16 protein-coding genes are annotated in these 18,001 nt (G+C 51.8%); 7 read left to right on the top strand and 9 right to left on the bottom strand.

Going from position 1 to position 18,001, the window contains the following annotated elements:
• Positions 1–119 precede the first annotated feature (119 nt).
• From ROJ03_RS09765 to ROJ03_RS09755, 3 genes are read left to right on the top strand one after another with little or no spacing between them, the layout of a single operon-like run.
• Positions 120–629, top strand: a complete 510-nt coding sequence (locus ROJ03_RS09765) for a nucleoside deaminase (protein ID WP_313726856.1) — start codon at positions 120–122, stop codon at positions 627–629.
• Entirely contained in the window at positions 629–1,654 is a 1,026-nt protein-coding gene (locus tag ROJ03_RS09760; RefSeq protein ID WP_313726855.1) for a translation initiation factor 2, read from the top strand. The genes ROJ03_RS09765 and ROJ03_RS09760 overlap by 1 nt, the downstream gene beginning before the upstream one ends.
• The gene (locus ROJ03_RS09755) at positions 1,651–2,379 is read left to right on the top strand and encodes an MTAP family purine nucleoside phosphorylase (protein WP_313726854.1); all 729 of its coding nucleotides are present in this window, start codon (positions 1,651–1,653) and stop codon (positions 2,377–2,379) included. The genes ROJ03_RS09760 and ROJ03_RS09755 overlap by 4 nt, the downstream gene beginning before the upstream one ends.
• 70 nt (positions 2,380–2,449) lie before the next feature.
• On the opposite strand, the gene metA is transcribed toward ROJ03_RS09755, so the two are convergent.
• From metA to ROJ03_RS09720, 7 genes are all read right to left on the bottom strand, one after another.
• Positions 2,450–3,403 carry a homoserine O-succinyltransferase gene (gene metA, locus ROJ03_RS09750; RefSeq protein ID WP_313726853.1) on the bottom strand — a complete coding sequence of 318 codons (954 nt, stop codon included), beginning with the start codon at positions 3,401–3,403 and terminating at the stop codon, positions 2,450–2,452.
• A gap of 11 nt (positions 3,404–3,414) precedes the next feature.
• Complete coding sequence (locus tag ROJ03_RS09745; RefSeq protein ID WP_313726852.1) at positions 3,415–4,695, bottom strand: O-acetylhomoserine aminocarboxypropyltransferase/cysteine synthase family protein; 1,281 nt, start codon at positions 4,693–4,695, stop codon at positions 3,415–3,417.
• Between the two features lie 402 nt (positions 4,696–5,097).
• The gene (putP, locus tag ROJ03_RS09740) at positions 5,098–6,594 is read right to left on the bottom strand and encodes a sodium/proline symporter PutP (protein ID WP_313726851.1); all 1,497 of its coding nucleotides are present in this window, start codon (positions 6,592–6,594) and stop codon (positions 5,098–5,100) included.
• Positions 6,595–6,701: 107 nt separating this feature from the next.
• Positions 6,702–7,760, bottom strand: a complete 1,059-nt coding sequence (locus tag ROJ03_RS09735; RefSeq protein WP_313726850.1) for an extracellular solute-binding protein — start codon at positions 7,758–7,760, stop codon at positions 6,702–6,704.
• Between the two features lie 35 nt (positions 7,761–7,795).
• Positions 7,796–8,599 carry an ABC transporter permease gene (locus ROJ03_RS09730; protein WP_313726849.1) on the bottom strand — a complete coding sequence of 268 codons (804 nt, stop codon included), beginning with the start codon at positions 8,597–8,599 and terminating at the stop codon, positions 7,796–7,798.
• Positions 8,596–9,525 carry an ABC transporter permease gene (locus ROJ03_RS09725; RefSeq protein WP_313726848.1) on the bottom strand — a complete coding sequence of 310 codons (930 nt, stop codon included), beginning with the start codon at positions 9,523–9,525 and terminating at the stop codon, positions 8,596–8,598. Before ROJ03_RS09725 ends, ROJ03_RS09730 begins: the two co-directional genes overlap by 4 nt.
• The gene (locus tag ROJ03_RS09720) at positions 9,522–10,652 is read right to left on the bottom strand and encodes an ABC transporter ATP-binding protein (protein WP_313726847.1); all 1,131 of its coding nucleotides are present in this window, start codon (positions 10,650–10,652) and stop codon (positions 9,522–9,524) included. The genes ROJ03_RS09725 and ROJ03_RS09720 overlap by 4 nt, the downstream gene beginning before the upstream one ends.
• A gap of 376 nt (positions 10,653–11,028) precedes the next feature.
• On the opposite strand from ROJ03_RS09720, the gene ROJ03_RS09715 reads away from it, so the two are divergent.
• The 3 genes from ROJ03_RS09715 (at position 11,029) to ROJ03_RS09705 (ending at position 14,098) form a co-directional block, all read left to right on the top strand.
• Positions 11,029–12,303 carry an ABC transporter substrate-binding protein gene (locus tag ROJ03_RS09715; RefSeq protein WP_313726846.1) on the top strand — a complete coding sequence of 425 codons (1,275 nt, stop codon included), beginning with the start codon at positions 11,029–11,031 and terminating at the stop codon, positions 12,301–12,303.
• Between the two features lie 65 nt (positions 12,304–12,368).
• On the top strand, positions 12,369–13,256 hold the full coding sequence (locus ROJ03_RS09710) for a sugar ABC transporter permease (RefSeq protein WP_313726845.1): 888 nt from the start codon (positions 12,369–12,371) through the stop codon (positions 13,254–13,256).
• Positions 13,253–14,098 carry a carbohydrate ABC transporter permease gene (locus tag ROJ03_RS09705; protein ID WP_313726844.1) on the top strand — a complete coding sequence of 282 codons (846 nt, stop codon included), beginning with the start codon at positions 13,253–13,255 and terminating at the stop codon, positions 14,096–14,098. The genes ROJ03_RS09710 and ROJ03_RS09705 overlap by 4 nt, the downstream gene beginning before the upstream one ends.
• On the opposite strand, the gene ROJ03_RS09700 is transcribed toward ROJ03_RS09705, so the two are convergent.
• Together ROJ03_RS09700 and ROJ03_RS09695 are read right to left on the bottom strand one after the other, a co-directional pair.
• Positions 14,099–15,784, bottom strand: a complete 1,686-nt coding sequence (locus tag ROJ03_RS09700; protein ID WP_313726843.1) for a sensor histidine kinase — start codon at positions 15,782–15,784, stop codon at positions 14,099–14,101.
• On the bottom strand, positions 15,781–16,518 hold the full coding sequence (locus ROJ03_RS09695; protein ID WP_313726842.1) for a response regulator: 738 nt from the start codon (positions 16,516–16,518) through the stop codon (positions 15,781–15,783). Before ROJ03_RS09695 ends, ROJ03_RS09700 begins: the two co-directional genes overlap by 4 nt.
• 122 nt (positions 16,519–16,640) lie before the next feature.
• On the opposite strand from ROJ03_RS09695, the gene ROJ03_RS09690 reads away from it, so the two are divergent.
• A complete protein-coding gene (locus ROJ03_RS09690; protein ID WP_313726841.1) occupies positions 16,641–17,984 on the top strand; it encodes an alpha-galactosidase in 1,344 nt (447 codons plus the stop codon).
• Positions 17,985–18,001 lie beyond the last annotated feature (17 nt).

The following is an 18,001-nucleotide window of genomic DNA, read 5'->3' as shown; positions in this document are numbered from 1 at the left end:
TGATACCAATGTTTTACAATGCATACGATTGTATCCATTTCTCATTTTTACCAACTTACCGGTATTGTTGCCAACTTACCCATCTCATGCTAGGGTATTCTCGAATAAGGAGACAGGACATGCCAGTGATCAGCAAAGCCCAACCGACAGAACGGGATATCAGGCTTCTCTATGAAACAGTTCGGATTGCACATAAAGCAAAACTTGAGGGAAACCACCCCTTTGGGGCCCTTCTGGCAGACAAGGATGGAACCATCCTGCTGGAGCAGGGAAATGCCTATGAAGAGGGAGGTCCTGCCATGCATGCGGAGACGGCCCTGATGTTCAAGGCCGGTAAGCTCTACAGCCCTGAATTCCTGAGTGAGTGTACCCTCTATACCTCTGCCGAACCCTGCGTGATGTGCTCCGGTGCTATGTACTGGACAAACGTACGGCGTCTGGTCTTTGGCATAACGGAAAAACAACTCCTTGCCTTGACCGGCAGCGATGACCAGAACCCTACCTTCAGCCTCCCTGCCGATGAGGTCCTCACCCACGGGCAGAAGGACATTGAGATCGTGGGGCCTGTCGAGGACCAGAAGCTCATCGCTGCAATAGTTGCCGACCACATCGGTTTTTGGAACCACTGATGCTGGCCTTGCCATATCTGCTAGAGAGTGAGCATATCTGCCACATTGGCCCAGAGGGCCTCTTCATAGGTGACCGTAGGGCCTTCCCCTTTGAAAAGCGGTTTGAGATGTGCACCAGCGTTGAGCAAGTTGCCTTGGCCTTGAGACACATGGTAACCCAAGGGGGAGGGCCGCTACAGGTTGCCTTCACCACCCTCCGCTTCATCGCCCAGGAGATGCTTCACGGTAGGGTTCCCTATACGGTTGACGAACTGAAAAGGCTGGTTGACCTGCTTGTTAGTGCAAGGCCTACCAACACCACCATGAGACGGACCTTGCTCTCCATCTTTGCGGAGATCTCCCCTCTGGTGGAGGAAAAGGTCCCTCGGGAGGAGTTTCTGGGCAAGGTCAACCAGGTGGTGGAGGGGGAAGAACACGCCTACGATGAGCTCTACCATCACATGGGTAGGCTTGGCAGCAGCCTCATCGAGGATGGGGATGTTGTGCTCACCACCTGCTTCGCCGAACATACCTTCCTGCTTAGCCTTGCATATGCACGGCAGGATGGCAAGGATGTCTCTGTCCTGGTCAACGAGACACGACCCTATCTTCAGGGTGCACGCCTGACCTATCCCAGCCTGAGGGAGATGGGTATCGAGGCCCATCTCATCACCGATGGCATGGGTGCCCACTACCTTGCCCAGGGGAAGGTACGCCGTTACATGACTGCCTCTGATTTGGTCTGTATGGACGGGACAGTGGTAAACAAGGTGGGAACCTTGGCCAATGCAATTGCCTGTTCCTACTACCATGTGCCCTACCATGCATTCAGCATCTCCCCTGACCCTACCAAACTGGGGCAAGAGGATATCGTGATGGAGGAGCGAGACGGTTCGGAAGTCCTCTTTTGTCTGGGGCGGGAAACCACCGTGGGAGGGAAGGCCCTCTATCCCTCCTTCGACATCGTCCCTCCCTCCCTGGTAACAGGGATTGTCACTCCGAAGGGAGTGCTCGCACCTTCAGATCTTGCAAGGAGTTTCTCATGAAGGCGATCATCGGTGGTACGGGTGTCGACCACATTTCAGGTTTTCAGGGTGAACGACGCCAGATAGATACACCCTATGGATCGGCTGAGGTGTTTGTGGGAACGGGCAAGGATGCCTGGTTGGCCTTTCTTCCCCGGCATGGCTCAGGTCACTCGGTTCCGCCCCATCTCATCAACTACCGGGCCAATATCTCCGCCCTGAAGGGGCTAGGGGTAGATGAGGTTATCACCATCTATGCCGTTGGATCGGTAAGCGAGGCACTCAGGCCTGAAGAGGTCGGGACAATTGCAGATTTTGCAGACCTCAGCGGGGGAGGAAGGGCCCATACCTTCTTTACCGGTGACGAGCAGGGCGTTGTGCATGTGGGGATGGACAGGGCTTTCGACCCGGAGCTCACCGATGCCCTGCATGCTCATGAGCCGAATCTCAAGGATGCAGGGGTCTATGTGTGCACCAATGGCCCGCGCCTGGAGACTCCCTCCGAGATACGCATGTTCAGGACCCTGGGCTTTGATGTGGTGGGCATGACAGCCGCCACCGAGGTGGCCCTTGCACGGGAGGCGGGTCTGAAGATAGCCTCCCTCGCGTACAGCATCAACTGGGCAGCAGGTGTTGGTCCCGATGAGGTGACCTTCATCACCGATGATACGATAGCAAGATTGAAGGATAGCATGACAAGGCTCTGCATGGACGTACTAGAAGAACGGCTGGTGGCCTTGCCGTGATGCCTTGGGGCATCTGAAAAGCTTGCCCTCCCCCAAACGAAGAAGGGCAAGAACTTTCGGACTGCTTGTTCTATGACGGTATGACCAACGGCCTTTTGCTCGATTGCAGGGGAAGGTCCTCAAGGGCATAGGGTGTCCTCTGGTAGACGCAGTAGTTCAGCCAATTGCTGAACAACAGGTTTGCATGGGACCTCCAACTGACGGAGGGCACCTTCCCTTCGTCGTCTCCCGGGTAGTAGTTGACCGGCTTTTCTGGCTCAAGCCCTGCCAGGAGATCACGCCTGTACTCGGAATCCAGGGTCAACGCATCATATTCACAGTGACCGGTGATGAACACCTGCCTATCATCCTTGCTTGCGGCAAGGTAGACCCCGGCCTCGGCAGAGACTGCCAGGATCTTCAGCTCCTCAACGGAACGGATCTCCTCTTCCTCAACGGTGGTATGACGGCTGTGGGGGGCAAGGAAGCAGTCGTCAAACCCCCGTACCAAGGTTTCCGTAGGGGTTGTGACACCATGGGTGAAAACTCCGGAAAGCTTCTTTGCAAGGGGACGTTTCTCGACCTTGTAGTAGTGGTAGAGGGCGGCCTGGGCTCCCCAACAGACAAACAGCGATGAGTAGACGTGCTCCTCTGCCCAGTCCAGGATGGTGGTGAGTTCCTCCCAGTACTGGACATCCTCAAAGGCAAGTTTCTCTACTGGGGACCCTGTGACGATAAGGGCATCGAACTTCTTGTCACAGACATCCTCGAAGGTCTGGTAGAAGGTCCTCAGGTAGGAAACCTCGGTGTTCTTCGGCTGATAGGTTGCGGTACGGAGAAAGGTTATCTCCACCTGGAGCGGGGTGTTTCCCAAGAGTCGTATCAGTTGCGTCTCGGTTACGGACTTTTGGGGCATGAGGTTGAGGATGGCTACCTGCAGGGGTCTGATATCCTGGGAGGCGGCTCTCTCCTTGTTCATGTAGAAGATGTTCTCTTGTTGCAGCGTGTTTTCCGCAGGAAGGCCGCTTTGTATGGTTACTGGCATCGTCTCTCTCCTTAGATCGCGTCGAAGGCCTGACGAAGATCGTCAAGGATATCGTCGATATGCTCAGTCCCTATCGAGAGACGAACCGTATTGGCACCGATCCCCTGTTCGACCAGCTCCTGGGCATTGAGCTGTGAGTGGGTGGTTGTCCTGGGGTGTATGACCAGGGACTTCACATCAGCCACATTGGCCAACAGTGAGAACAGCTTGAGATGGTCGATGAACGCCTTTGCTTCCTTTTCCCCTCCTTTCACATCAAAGGTGAAGATGGATGCTCCTCCTTGGGGGAAATATTGCTGGTAGAGATCGTGGTAGGGGCTGTCAGGAAGGCTTGGATGCCTGACGATGCTTACCTTTGGATGGGTAGCCAGGAAGGGAACTACCTTGAGGGTGTTGTAGACATGTCTCTCCACCCGCAGTGACAGGGTCTCGAGGCCTTGCAGGAACAGGAAGGCATTCAGGGGGGCAAGGGTTGCCCCAAGGTCTCGCAACAGCACTGCCCTTGCCTTGGTGATCCAAGCCGCGGGTCCTACTGCTTTGGTAAAGCTGATGCCGTGGTAACTATCGTTGGGCTCGGTCAGGGAAGGGAATTTACCGCTTGCCTCCCAGTCAAAGGTGCCGCTATCGATGATGACACCACCCATTGCGGTACCGTGGCCACCGATGAACTTGCTGGCTGAGTGCAGGACTATGTCTGCTCCATATTCGAAAGGCCTCACGAGGAATGGGGTGGCGAAGGTGTTGTCTACCACCAGGGGGATCTTATGTGCATGGGCAATGTCTGCAATTTTTCGGATATCCAGCAGTGTTGCATTGGGATTGCCGATGGTCTCCAGGAAGAGGGCCTTCGTATTTGGCCTGATGGCCCTCTCGAAGTTTTCGCTCTCCTCGCCATCGACGAAGGTGGTGGTTATTCCGTAGCGGGGGAGGGTCTGGGAGAGGAGGTTGTAGCTTCCTCCATAGATGGTCTTGGCACTTACGATGTGGTCCCCTGCCTCAGCAAGGTTCAGGAAGGTGTAGGTAACTGCCGCGGCCCCAGAGGCAACTGCAAGGGCAGCTACCCCACCTTCGAGTGCTGCAATCCGCTTTTCGAATACATCCTGGGTGTCGTTGGTCAACCTGGCGTAGATGTTTCCTGGGTTGGAGAGGTTGAAACGGGCCTCTGCGTGGTCGCAGTTGTCAAAGACGTAGGCTGTTGTCTGATAGATCGGTACGGCACGGGATCCTGTGTAGGGGTCTGCTTGTTCCTGTCCGCTATGTACTTGTAGTGTCTCAAAATGTGCTTTTTTCATGGTATACTCCTAAGATTTTGTATGTGATGATGCATCTGTCAGTAAGGGTACAGATGAGGTCACATTCGATCTTTTATGGAGTTACAACGAAATCGTGGTGTTCGTTCCATGGGATATATCCTTGTTCGGTTTATGGGCATTGTATGGAGGATTGAGAAGGGAAGGCTTGCCACCCTATCTGTCTGCTCAGAGGTGAGTCTTATGCCAGGCGGCACATCATACTGTCTTGAGAATCTGCATTGGACCTCATTGTGCCACCTCCTACTACGGGAATATCCTACCAAAAGGCTGGATTAAGGTTCAACATATCGGATGCTCCCCTATTGGTCAAGTAGAAGAGCAGAAATTTCTGGAACCATGTGGGTTTCCTTGGGGGGAAACCCACACTAAGGCCTCTGGTTGCTAGTCTTCGATACTCTGGTATTTGTCGAATTCCGCGATCATCTTGGCATCGGGGTTTTTCTCCAACAGGCTGAATATGACCATGAGGATGGAGGCGATGATAAAGCCAGGAAGCAGTTCATAGACATCGAAGAGTCCGCCCGAGAGCTGTTTCCAGATAATGACGGTAAGACCACCACCGACCATGGCTGCCACGGCACCGTTTCGGGTAGCCCGTCTCCAGAAGAGGCTGGCGAGGATGACAGGGCCGAATGTCGCACCGAATCCCGCCCAGGCGTAGCTAACGATATCGAAGATGGAGCTGGTAGGGTCCATGGCGAGGAAGATGGCGATGACGGTGATCACCAGGACGGTAATCCTGCTGACAGCCAGCGTCTCCTTGTCCGATGCATTCTTTCTGAGGATTGCCTTGTAGACGTCCTTGCTGAAGGCTGAGGAGGCGACAAGCAGTTGGCTGTCGGATGTGCTCATGCTTGCAGCCAGGATTGCGCAGAGGAAGATTCCAGCTATGAAGGTCGGGAATATCTTCTGCATGCTGGCGATGAACACCGATTCTGCAGCGCCTTGACTTTCATATACCAAGGGAAGGAGGAATGCCTTTCCGACAACTCCGACGGTAAGGGCGGCTGCCATGGCTACGGTTACCCATACCATTGCTATCCTTCGGGAGGTCTTTACTTCCTTGTTGCTTCTGATGGACATGAAGCGAACCAGGATATGGGGCATGCCAAAGTAGCCCAAACCCCAGGATAGGGCGGATAGTATGTCGATGAACCCATACTCAGATCCTGGCTCGGCCACAAAGGGATTGACGAACTGTGCACCGAAAACTGAGAGCTTTTCGATGGTTACCAGGGGGCCTCCAAGTAAGCCTACCCCGATGATTGCTGTCATGAACAGGGCAATGAACATGAGTGAGCCTTGGAAGAAGTCGGTTGCCACAACGGCAAGGTAGCCTCCCAGGAGGGTGTAGCCCAGGATGACGACAACACCCAACAGCAGTGCGATATAGTAGTTCAGGCCGAATACCGCATTGAACAGCTTCGCGCTGGCCAGGAACCCGCTTGCTGTATAGACGACAAAGAAGACCAGGATAATGATTGAGCTCAGGGTCTGCAGAACTTTTGTCTTGTCGTGGAACCTGTTGGCAAGGAACTCAGGGATGGTGATGGAGTCCTTTGCATGGATGGTGTACTTCCTCATCCGTTTTGCGACAAAGAGCCAGTTGAGGTAGGTACCTATCAGAAGTCCCATTGCTGTCCAGAATGCTTCCTGCAAACCGGTGAAATAGGCAACCCCTGGAAGGCCCATCAAGAGCCATCCCGACATGTCGGAGGCCTCTGCACTGAGGGCGGTAAACCATGGCCCTACTGATCGGCTACCAAGGAAGAAGTCGCTGGTGTTGTTCGTTTTCTTGTAGTTGAAAAATCCGATACTCAACATGAGCCCTAGGTATAGCGCAAAGGCTAGGGATGTAATTACTTGATAACTGTTCATAGCCGCTCTCTTTTTATGAGGATTTGTTCTAGAGTACCTAGAACAAAAAGGCTTTGCAAGTGAAAGTTATGCGTATTGAACAAAAATTGCATAAATATGCAGTAAATTTACGGTTTGTATCGTATTGTCTGCCATAGGGTGTTGTATTTTTCCAGGTCTTCACCAAGGTCATTGAGGTTGTCAGAGTTCTTCATGTCCTCTGATGTGAAAAAATAGGTATCGTTCTTCATATATTTTGCAGAGCCGGTATTGGTCGTAGGGGGGAAGCCAAACTCATCCAGGAAATGTGCGTGGACCTTAGGGTCATGCATGAAGTTGATGAACTGGTGGGCAGCATCGCTGTTTTTTGCCCCCTTGGGGATGACCATGTTGTCGATGTACATCATTCCTCCCTCCGGGGGGATGAAGAAGTCTATGTTCTCCCATTTCCTCTTCGGAATCTCGGCGAAGATGTTTTCGGGGTAGCTGTGGGCTACCCAGAACTCCCCTTGGCTAAATGCCTTGCCAAAGGATTCCGAGTCAAACTTCACCAGGTTGGGCTTCCATTGGTTGACGATCAGGGCGGTGGCCTCTTGCAGCTCCCTCTCGTCGGTGGTGTTTGCACTGTAGCCGAGGCTCTTCAACCCTGCAGCCATCACCTCGCGCATGTCGTCAAGCATGGACATCCTGCCCGCCATCCGGGTATCAGCAAAGATCGACCAGTCGCGTGCATACCCTTCGGGTGCTCTCTCCTTGTTTACGGCGATGCCACTGGAGCCCATGAAATAGGGGACCGAGTACTCCATCTTTGGGTCATAGGGAGCCTTCTCCCTGATGATGGGGTTCACATAGGTGAGGTTGGGAAGCTTCTCATGGTCGAGTTGCTCAAGCAGGCCAAGCTTTATCATGATGGAGGTGTAGTCAGAGGAGGGGAAGATGATGTCATAGCCCTTGTTGCCACCGGCCATGACTTTTGCAAACATCTCCTCGTTGGAGGCAAAGTTGTCGATGACGACATCGATGCCGGTCTCCCTCTCAAACTGCTTTACGAGGGATTCTGGGGTGTAGTAGGTCCAGTTGTAGAGGTAGAGTTTGCTGTTCTGTTCATTGCCTTTCTGGCATCCAAAAAAAAGCATCCCTGTCACTATGACAAGAAGAATGGAGAAGGGTTTCGAAAGTGTGTGCAAAGCGCACCTCCTGTACTGGTTGTTGCCTCCAAACCTTAGCTGCTTGCAGCCACAGTCTTAAGAAATTTTCTGAAAGTAAATGCGATGACCATGGTCCCCAATATCATGACGAACGTCAGTGCGTTGATGACAGGGGAGACCCCATAGCGGATCATGGAATATACGTACAAGGGAAGAGTTCCTGACCCAGGGCCCGAAACAAAGAAGGTGATGACAAAGTCCTCGAGTGACATGGTGATGCACATCAGAAAACCGGACAGGACCCCTGGGATGATCGTAGGGATGATGACCTTCGTGAGTGTCTGGCTTTCGTTGGCTCCCAGGTCCCTTGCCGCCTCGACCGTCGAATAGTCAAACTCATCAAGGCGGGCCGACACCATCATGAAGACAAACGGAAGGTTGAAGGTGGTATGGGCAGCAAAGATGGTGAACATGCCAAGACGTACTTTCACGGCTGAGAAGAAAATCAACATCGAGATACCGATGATTACCTCAGGCAGTACCATCGGCAGATAGCTGATGGTGGTGATGTAGCTTCTGCCCTTGAACCGGTACCATTTGATGCCGATGGCGGCGAGGGTTCCCAAAAAGGTTGCCGTGACGCTGCTGGTGAGGGCGATGATGAGGCTGTTCTTGAAGGCAGCCCAAAGCGAAGGGCTTTCGAAGATGAGTGTCTTGTACCAGATGAGGGAGGCATGGTTCCACTGCATTCCCTTCGAACTGTTGAATGAGAAGAAAACCACGACAAACAGCGGGATAAAGAGAAATATGATGGTGAGGTAGAGCATGGAGAAGGAAAAGGAGAGCTTGCTCTGCTTGTTGTATCGGTGTGCGTTCATTTCCCCCCCCTAGGCAAGTGGTGCTTGCGGACGTTCTGCTCAAGGGATTGCTGGGTGGTCTTCTTTGACTGCTGCTGTTCGCGCTTGCCGGTATAGAGCATCCAGAATACCCCCACAAGGGAGATGAAGGTCAGGACCATGGAGAATGCGGAGGCCAAGGGCCAGTTGCGGGTCTTCGATACCTGGTCGACGATGATGTTTCCTATCATGGTCGAATCCTTGCCACCGACGAGAAGCGGTACGGTGTATGCGCCGAAGATCGGGATGAAGGTAAAGATGAAGGCTGTGCTCAAGCCACTTTTGATGTTGGGGAACATGACCTTGACGATGGACTCGAGTTTTGTGGCCCCAAGGTCCCGTGCAGCGTCCAACAGGGCAAAATCAAACTTGTCGATGGTGGTGAACAGGGGAAGGATCGCAAAGGGAAGGTACATGTAGATGAGCACGAGCACGACAGCACCGTTGTTGTAGATGAGCTGTACCCCTTCGGTGAGGATGCCCAGCTTGATCAGGATCGTGTTGACAAACCCTTCTGTGGAGAGGATGGATATCCATGCATAGATGCGGATAAGGGAGTTGGTCCAGAAGGGGATGATGATGAGGAAGAGCAAAAAGGTCTGATATTTGCTTTTGGCCATGGCATAGCCACAGGGTATGGCGATGAGGATGCATCCCAAGGTAGATACGATGCTGATCCAAAGCGTCCTTACCACCACTTTTGCAAAACTTGGATTGAACATCTGGGCGTAGGCATCAAAGGTGAACTGCCATTCGACACCTCCATAGAGTCCTCGCTTGAGGAAACTATAGAGGACAATGATGCCTAGGGGTATGGTAAAGAAGAGGGTGAACCAGATTCCCATAGGGAAGGCATAGACAGTCCCCAGAAGTTGTTCACGCTCCCTAGGTTTCAACACCTTCTTCATCGGTTTGTTTCCTTTACCAAATATCCATCAGTTGCTGTCCAGCTTACATAGACGGTGTCCCTCCAGTCTATCTCAGGTCCTTCATCGAGGAATGTGGTATGCTGCTTGAACACCTTCACGATGGACTTCTCCTCATTGTCCAGCCGGATGTAGAACTTGGACTGGAAGCCAGAGTAGACAGGCTCGTCAACAACACCCTTGTAGAGGTTCAGCTCCTTGTGCATGGTCCGCGGAGGTGTTGAGGTGATCCTTACCTTTTCAGGGCGGACGGTGAAATCCACCTCAGAGCCTATTTCCAGGGGGTCGTAGTCGGTGACCGATACCACTCCTCCGAGGGAAGGCACATCAACCTTGAGCATGTACTCCCCCTCATGCGGCTCGCATGAGAGTACCGTGCAGGGAAATATGTTCGATTCGCCGATGAATTGGGCCACAAAGCGGGTTGCAGGAGCCTCATATATTTCATAGGGGGTACCGATCTGCAGGATCTTTCCCTTGTTCATGACTGCGATGCGGTCGGAGACGGAGAGCGCTTCGCTCTGGTCGTGGGTGACATAGATGAAGGTGATGCCGACCTTGTCGTGGATGACGTCAAGCTCGATCAGGAGGTTCTGCCTGAGTTTCGCATCGAGGGCGGAAAGCGGTTCGTCAAGCAAAAGGACACTTGGTTCGTTGATCAGGGCCCTTGCGATGGCGACACGTTGCTTTTGGCCACCACTGAGCATGGAGGGCTTCTTGTCGATATGCTCGTCAAGCTGGACGAGGTGGACGTACTCCCTGACCTTGCGGTCGAGTTCGTTTTTCTCGACACGCCTGAGCCTCAGAGGGAAGGCGACATTTTCATAGACGGTAAGATGGGGAAAGAGTGCATAGGTCTGGAAAACAGTGTTTGACTGTCGTTTGTCCGGTGGAAGTGGCAAGATGTTTTTTCCGTCGAACTCTACAGTCCCAGTATCGGGGTAGTCAAACCCAGCGATAATCCGTAGTAGTGTGGTCTTTCCACACCCTGAAGGTCCCAAGAGTGAGAAAAACTCACCTTTTTTGATCTGTACACTCACATCATCGAGTGCCTTGAAAGATCCATAGGCTCGTGAGACCTGTTCGACTGTAACTTCAACACCCTTCAATCTTTTCCATTCCCTCCGCTCGCTTCAGGCATAGATCTTCCGGAGTACAGATGTGCTCGGAGCCTTTACGATGTATTAGCGACTATCGAATATTTAGAGGCTCCTGTCAAGGGTTTTATATACCCTCCGAGAGTGATAGAATTATTTAAAACTTTACTAGAAAATAAATTATAAAATTTTTTCTCCACAAAACCAATACATAGCACAGAATGTAATTACCCGTATATTATAGCTAATGGTGATATTTGCGTCAGAGTAGGGGACCTTCCCTTGAAATGTCAAGAAATGATACTGTTATGTCATATTTTTCTTACTGGGCAATATCCTGAAACGCCAGCAGACTTAGGCTATGATTGAGATCAAATGGAGGTTCATCATGAAAAAAAGTGTTGTAGCACTGCTTGTTGTCCTGTTGGCAATGAGCTCTGTATTTGCCAGTGGAGCCAAAGAAAGCTCCAAAGAAGCTGACAACGTTACCCTACGGGTATCCTGGTGGGGTGGAGACTCCCGACACACTCCCACTCTCCAGGCAATGGATGCCTATAGCAAGAAAAACCCCAACGTAAAGCTTGAGGGTGAGTATGGTGGCTGGGATGGGTATTACCAGAAACTGGTAACCCAGGTGGCTGGAGGGACAGCTGCAGACATCATCCAGATCGACCAACCCTGGTTGAATGAGCTCTGCTCAAAAGGGGATGTCTTTGCAGAGATTTCCGCCACCGATTTTGATCTGACGCAGTTTGATGCTGATTTCCTGAAAAACTACTGCACCTACAACGGTAAGCTCATGGGTCTTCCCAGTGGAACCAACGTAAACACCTTTATCGTTGACACCAAGCTGCTCTCTGACAGCGGCATCGATCCCAATACCGTCTGGACATGGGAAAACATCATCTCTGAAGGAAAGAAAATCCATCAGAAGGACCCTTCCAAGTATTTCAGCTCAGCAACCCCAGACATCCTTCGCTTCTGGTTTGAGGTATACATTGCACAGCTCGCCGGAGAAGTGGTAGGCAACAACAAGCGCGTCGCCTTCACCGAAGAGCAGGGAACCATGGCTTTTACCTACTTCAAGCGTTGGTTTGATGAAGGCATTGTCGCTCCCTTCTCACAGACCTCCCTCTTCTACCAGAAATTCCAGGAAAATCCGGACTGGATCAAGGGAAACACCGCTTCAGCCTGGGACTGGGTCAGCTCCATGGGCAAGGATATCGGCACCAAGCAGAACATCGAAACCAGGCAGTTCCCTGTCATGGCTGGGGCTAAGAACAGTGGGGTGCTGATGCGACCTTCCCAGATTCTTGTGGTAAACAACAACTCCAAGAACAAGAAGGAAGCCATCAAGTTCCTGAACTACATGTTCTATGACAACGAGGGCATCATCACCTTGGGTACTTCCCGCGGTATCCCCTCCACGGTTATCGGACGCAAGAGCCTTGCTGAGAAGGGCTTGATCTCCAAGATGGAAGAGAAGGCTACCAATGAAGGGACCTTGCAGGCTGGTAACCCTCAAAGCGTCTGGCAGATGAATTCTGAGGTCATTCAGACCATGCAGGATGTCATTGATGAGTTCGGGTTTGGCAAGCTTACCCCTCAACAGGCATCGGCAAAAATGATCCAGAGCCTCAATGCTACGTTGGCTAGCCTGTAATTTTTAGAAAATGAAGACCATCCTCCCAACAAACAGTGGGGGGATGGTCCCTGTAGGGGGAACTGATGCAATTAGGTAAAAAAAAATATGCATATGCAGGATATCTCTATATCCTTCCTTGGATTCTTGGGTTTCTGATTCTCCAGCTCTATCCCCTCATCAGCTCGTTCTGGTACTCGTTTACCGACTTCCAACTGTTGGGAAGTGCAAAGTTCGTGGGCCTGAAAAACTACAAGACCATCTTCCTTGCCGACAAGAATTTTCTCCAGTCGCTGAAAGTCACCATGTACTACGTGCTCATCGCTGTCCCTTGCAAGATAGCGTTCGCTTTGGCGATCGCCGTCATCCTCAATCAGAAAATCCGTTCGATCAACCTGTTTCGAACCCTCTACTATATCCCCTCCATACTGGGAGGCAGTGTCGCCATCTCGGTGTTGTGGAAATACCTTTTCATGAATCAGGGGACAGTGAATAATCTGCTGGCTGTGGTTGGGATCCCCCCCCATGACTGGCTAGGCGACCCCGTTTTGGCATTGGGTACCATAAGCCTGGTCACCGTATGGCAGTTTGGCTCATCCATGCTCCTGTTTTTGGCAGGTCTCAAGCAGATTCCCGAATGCCTCTATGAGGCAGCAAGGATCGATGGGGCAGGAAAGGTGAGGATCTTCTGGAAGATCACCATCCCAGAACTCTCCCCCATCGTATTGTTCAACCTGGTCATGCAGATGATCAACGCCTTCCAGGACTTTACCCCGGCCTTTGTCATTACCCAGGGAGGGCCGCTGAAAAGCACCTACCTCTATGGCCTGATGCTCTACAACCAGGGTTTCAAGTTCTTCAAGATGGGATATGCATCCGCCCTCTCCTGGATCCTCTTCTTCATCATTCTCCTCTTTACCAGCCTTACCTTCAAATCATCCGAATCCTGGGTACACTATGGAGATACACTATGATCGGCAAGAAACATTCTGCATCCAAGATAGTATCCTACATCTTTCTCATCCTGCTTGCGTACATCATGGTCTATCCCCTGTTGTGGATGGTAGGTGCGGCCTTCAAGACCAATGAGGAGATATTCACCACCCTCAGCCTGTTTCCAAAAAAACCAGTATTTGGTGCGTTTTCAGCCGGATGGAAGGGCTCCGGTCAGTATGGGTTCAACACCTTCATGCTCAATACGTTTCTGCTGGTGGTTCCGACGGTCCTCTTTACCGTGGTCTCCAGTACCCTTATCGGCTATGGGTTCGCCCGCTTCGATTTTCCGCTAAAGAAGCTGTTTTTTGTCATCATGCTCTCCACCATGATGTTGCCTGCCACGGTCATCATCATTCCCCGCTATATTTTCTTCAAGAATCTGGGGTGGTTGGATACCTACCTTCCCTTTATTGTACCGGCTCTTTTGGGATGCTTCCCCTTCTTCAATTTCATGATGGTTCAGTTTTTCCGCTCCCTACCCCTAGAGCTGGATGAATCTGCAAAGCTTGACGGATGCAATAGCTTCACCATCCTCGTCAGAATCCTTCTTCCACTGTGCAAGGCAGCGATGTTCTCGGTTGTCGTCTTCCAGTTCGTCTGGACATGGAACGATTTCATGAATGCCCTGGTCTACATAAGCAGTGTCGCAAAGTACCCAGTCGCCTTGGGCCTGCGGATGACCATGGACATCTCCACAGAGTTTGCCTGGAACCAGATCATGGCGATGTCCCTGGTCTCCATCCTTCCCCCGATCATCCTGTTTTTTGCTGCACAAAAATACTTTGTGGAGGGCATCTCCACCACCGGCATGAAAAACTGATCACCCTTTGCGATTGGGCAACAGGATGGTGACACACACTCCTTGGATTCCGTCGCTGGAGATGGTAAGAGGTGAGGCGCCTTTTGCAAAGAGCATCAGCCGTTTCTTGATATTCATGAGGCCAAGGGATTTGTCCAGTTTCAGGGCATCGAAATCCTCCCTGTTGAGATAGGCGAGCTCCTGTTCGTTCAGGGCAAGACCGGTGTTGAAGATCTCGATACGAACCTTCTCCCCGTCCTTTCGGACAGTAAGGGTAATATGCAGGTCGGTGGTTCCCTTGAAGCCATGGATGAGGCAGTTTTCCAGGATTGGCTGGAGGAGCATGCAAGGTACTTGCACATCCAGCAGATCTGGGTCTATCTCCTGGGTGAAGGTTAGGGAATCCTTGAACCTGATCTTCTGGATCTCTATGTAGTTGTTGGTCTGCTCAAGTTCCTTTGCAAGGGGGACACCGACACTGTCCTCAACCTGGAGGGAGTATTTGAGCAGTTTGGAGAGAAGCTGGATCATCTGGCTTACCTCGTTGGTACCCTTCGCCTGTTTTACTGCCATCCAGTTGATGGTATCGAGGGTATTGAACAAGAAGTGTGGGTTTATCTGCATCTGCAGTGCCCTGTACTCCATTGCTTCCTTCTGCCACCTCAGGTAATCCTGTTCCAGGAAGGTGCGTATGACATGGTAGTTCATGTAGTCGAATATGTTCTTGTAGTGGGAAGGGCTTCCTTCGGAAAGGTCTGAGCTCCCCACCTGGTTTAGTTGCACCATGACATTGGAGAGGAAACGCCTCTCCTGGCGGTTGGTGCTGTGGGTGAGAAACAACCCAAGCAGGAGGGCCAGCAGGGAGAGCCCGATGGTGGACCTCGCCAGCGTGGTGGAGAGTTCATAGAGTTTGGGCTGATAGATGCCCAGGGTGTATTCCCACCCATATTTTGTTGAGACAGTCTGGAAATACTGCATCTTCTTTACAGGGTAGGGGCAGGGTTCGCTAGGGTTGGAGAACAACAGGGATCCTTGCTTGTTTTTTACCGTAAGGTATTTTCCCTCCTTGGCGGTGAACTGGCCAAAGGATTGGGCAAGTGCACTCTCCTTCAGGTCCAGTACGATGACACCCAAGAAATTTCCCGTTGGGTTGGTGATGGGCCGTGATATCCGTATGATCCCCTGTTCGGTTGGGGTCCCCCTGTTCACCACAAGCTGTTCAGAATAGCTGTTTCCGTTTTCTAGCTTCTCTCCATAGGATGAGAACCAGGATGAGGCCTTGACCCTGAAGATCTCCGTAAATCCCAGATTGCTGGAGAGGACCTTTCCCTCATCGTTTTCAAGGTAGACATAGATGCTGTCGATATAGGGCCTCGCGTTTGCTGGGGCGGAGAGAAATGAGCGTATCAGCTTGCTTTCACGGTAGGAGTCAAGATCGAGGGTTCCCTGCCTGAATATGTTTTGTAGCCTCACCATCATCTCAGGGTTGGTGCTGAACATGAGGCTGAGGGAATCCATCTCGTCCAGGATGACATCGTAGTATGCAGATGCTTGCTCCAGAGTTTGGTTGGCCTCCCTGATGCTGTTCTGCATAAGGAAGTTCCTGGTAATAATTGTTGCTGCTGAACCCAACAGGATTGCGACAAAAACCAAGGGTAGGCTGTGGCGGATGAATAGCCTCAAATTTCGGTTGGAGGTATTCCTCATGGCCTTCGTTCCTTTTTGTACTGTTGGGGCGAGGATCCGAAGTGGCCTTTGAAGGTCCTGCAAAAGTTCTGGGTGTCCTGATAGCCCAAGGCCTTTGCGATATCCTTGTTTGTATAGCCAAGCTTGCCTGTAAGCATCTGAAGTGCAATCTCCATCTTGAGCTTCATGAGGTATTCCTGGAAGTTTTGCCCTGTCTCCTCCTTGAACAAGCGGGAGAGGTAGGAGCTGTTGATGCCAAGTTCCCCTGCAATGGATTGCAGTGAGCTGGTCCTGGTCCGTTTGCGCATGATGGACAAGGTCTTGTTAATAAGGGGGGCGTAGTGGTCGTCTTCACTGTCGTTAGTGGCCGGGAGAGCCGAACTGTCGAGGGTCTTCCTGATCTTGAGGAAGGTTTTTTCTATATCGTCGAACGAAGAGGGCTTGACCAGGTAGTCCTGGACACCAAACTCTATGGCTTTCTTTGCATACTCGAAACTATCATAGGCACTCATGATGCAGAAGAGGGGAGGTTTCTCTGTTTTCTGCAGCTCCTGGATTATGTCCAGGCCAGATATGAATGGCATCCTGATATCGGTGAGCACCACATCGACCCTACAGCTTTTGCAGAAGGCCAGTGCGGCCCTCCCGTCACTGAAGGCCTTTGCTACAGTGAAGCCGATTTTCTCCCAAGGGAAATACTGTGAGAGCCCCTCGAGCAACTCTGTCTCATCATCGATAATAAGTAGCGTGTACATTGGTAGAGTATACCATTGGTTTTGCGAAAAAGGTCAAGAAATGATACTCAATGTCAAACTAAACAACCTGTACTTTACCCTTGGGAGAACCGAAAATTACCTATATTGGTGGAGGTGTTGGCATGAAAGAGACTCGCATTTGTATTATTGGTGGAGGAGGCCGGCTGTGGCCCATCCAATTCATGAAGGACCTCGCACTGAATCCCATGACCCATGGGGTCCTGGTGCTCTATGATATCGACAAGGAAGCTGCCAGGAACAATGTGCAGGTTGCCGAAAGGATATTTACTGCCAACAAGAGTGTAGGCCATTTTACGGTGGAGGCTGTCGAAGATATCGGAGACGCCCTCAGCGGTTGTGACATCGTCATCATTTCGATCGAGCCCGGCAAGACCGAGTGCAGGCGAGGTGACCTGCTCCTTCCCGAGGAGTATGGGATTTTGCAGACGGTAGGCGATACTACAGGCCCTGGTGGGATCCTGCGGGCAAGAAGGGCCCTTCCTTTGTTCTTCGATTTTGCCCATAAGATAGAGCAATATTGCCCTGATGCCTGGGTGATCAACTATACCAACCCGATGACGTTGTGCACTGCAGCCCTATACAAGGCCTTCCCCGGCATAAAGGCCCTGGGGTGTTGCCATGAGGTGTTCCACACCCAGAACTATCTTGCCGACAAGGTCGAGCAGTGGTTTGGTGTCCCCCGTCCTGATCGCAGGGCCATCCAGCTCGACCTTACCGGGGTCAACCATTTTACCTTCGTGACAAAGGCGATGTGGAATGGCATCGACCTGATGGACAGGCTTGTTGAGCTGAGCAGGAGCCCAGAAACCTTCAAGGATGAAACCGAGCTGGCGAAGCGGCGGATCAAGGATGAGAAATGGTTTGAGTGTGACCAGCTGGTCGCCCTGCAATTCTTGCGTGACTTTGGCTCCCTTGGGGCTGCAGGGGATCGCCATCTGGTGGAATTCGTACCCTGGTTCCTTACCTCGGAAGAACAGCTGTGGAAGTATGGCATCATGAGGACCCCCTATGAGTGGAGAGTACGCCAAGCCAAGGAAAAACGGGAAAAAGCATTTACCGCTGGCGACCTGCTTGCCAAGCCCAGTGATGAGGAAGGGGTGGACATCATGCGTTCGCTCATGGGGGACAGGACCCTGTTCACCAACATCAACCGCCCCAACGAAGGGCAGATACGCTACCTTCCCAAGGGCAGGATCGTGGAGAGCAACGGCTACATCAGCGAGAACTCCATCAGGCCAATTGTTGCCAGCGATCCTCCCCTTGCAGTCCAGAACCTGGTAAGGAGGGTCAGCGATGTCCAACAGATGACCCTTGATGCGATGTACCATGACGATGAGGACCTGTTGTTTGCCGCTTTCCTTTCCGACCCGTTGGTCAACATCTCCCATCTCAAGGCCAGGGCCCTGTTTGACAAGATGCTTGTCGCATCGAGACTGGAGTATTGACCCGAAAAGGAGCGCAT

Source organism: Sphaerochaeta sp. PS (assembly GCF_032144095.1).
Classification (GTDB): Bacteria; Spirochaetota; Spirochaetia; order Sphaerochaetales; family Sphaerochaetaceae; genus Sphaerochaeta.
This window is presented reverse-complemented; position numbering and strand designations above follow the sequence as displayed.

What these genes read in the sequence shown, in the direction of transcription:
- ROJ03_RS09765 (WP_313726856.1), top strand. Translation starts at nt 120, where the DNA reads ATGCCAGTGATCAGCAAAGCCCAACCGACAGAACGGGATATCAGGCTT.
- ROJ03_RS09695 (WP_313726842.1), bottom strand. Translation starts at nt 16,518, where the DNA reads ATGTACACGCTACTTATTATCGATGATGAGACAGAGTTGCTCGAGGGG.
- ROJ03_RS09705 (WP_313726844.1), top strand. Translation starts at nt 13,253, where the DNA reads ATGATCGGCAAGAAACATTCTGCATCCAAGATAGTATCCTACATCTTT.
- ROJ03_RS09700 (WP_313726843.1), bottom strand. Translation starts at nt 15,784, where the DNA reads ATGAGGAATACCTCCAACCGAAATTTGAGGCTATTCATCCGCCACAGC.
- ROJ03_RS09730 (WP_313726849.1), bottom strand. Translation starts at nt 8,599, where the DNA reads ATGAACGCACACCGATACAACAAGCAGAGCAAGCTCTCCTTTTCCTTC.
- ROJ03_RS09755 (WP_313726854.1), top strand. Translation starts at nt 1,651, where the DNA reads ATGAAGGCGATCATCGGTGGTACGGGTGTCGACCACATTTCAGGTTTT.
- ROJ03_RS09690 (WP_313726841.1), top strand. Translation starts at nt 16,641, where the DNA reads ATGAAAGAGACTCGCATTTGTATTATTGGTGGAGGAGGCCGGCTGTGG.
- ROJ03_RS09710 (WP_313726845.1), top strand. Translation starts at nt 12,369, where the DNA reads ATGCAATTAGGTAAAAAAAAATATGCATATGCAGGATATCTCTATATC.
- metA (WP_313726853.1), bottom strand. Translation starts at nt 3,403, where the DNA reads ATGCCAGTAACCATACAAAGCGGCCTTCCTGCGGAAAACACGCTGCAA.
- putP (WP_313726851.1), bottom strand. Translation starts at nt 6,594, where the DNA reads ATGAACAGTTATCAAGTAATTACATCCCTAGCCTTTGCGCTATACCTA.
- ROJ03_RS09725 (WP_313726848.1), bottom strand. Translation starts at nt 9,525, where the DNA reads ATGAAGAAGGTGTTGAAACCTAGGGAGCGTGAACAACTTCTGGGGACT.
- ROJ03_RS09715 (WP_313726846.1), top strand. Translation starts at nt 11,029, where the DNA reads ATGAAAAAAAGTGTTGTAGCACTGCTTGTTGTCCTGTTGGCAATGAGC.
- ROJ03_RS09745 (WP_313726852.1), bottom strand. Translation starts at nt 4,695, where the DNA reads ATGAAAAAAGCACATTTTGAGACACTACAAGTACATAGCGGACAGGAA.
- ROJ03_RS09760 (WP_313726855.1), top strand. Translation starts at nt 629, where the DNA reads ATGCTGGCCTTGCCATATCTGCTAGAGAGTGAGCATATCTGCCACATT.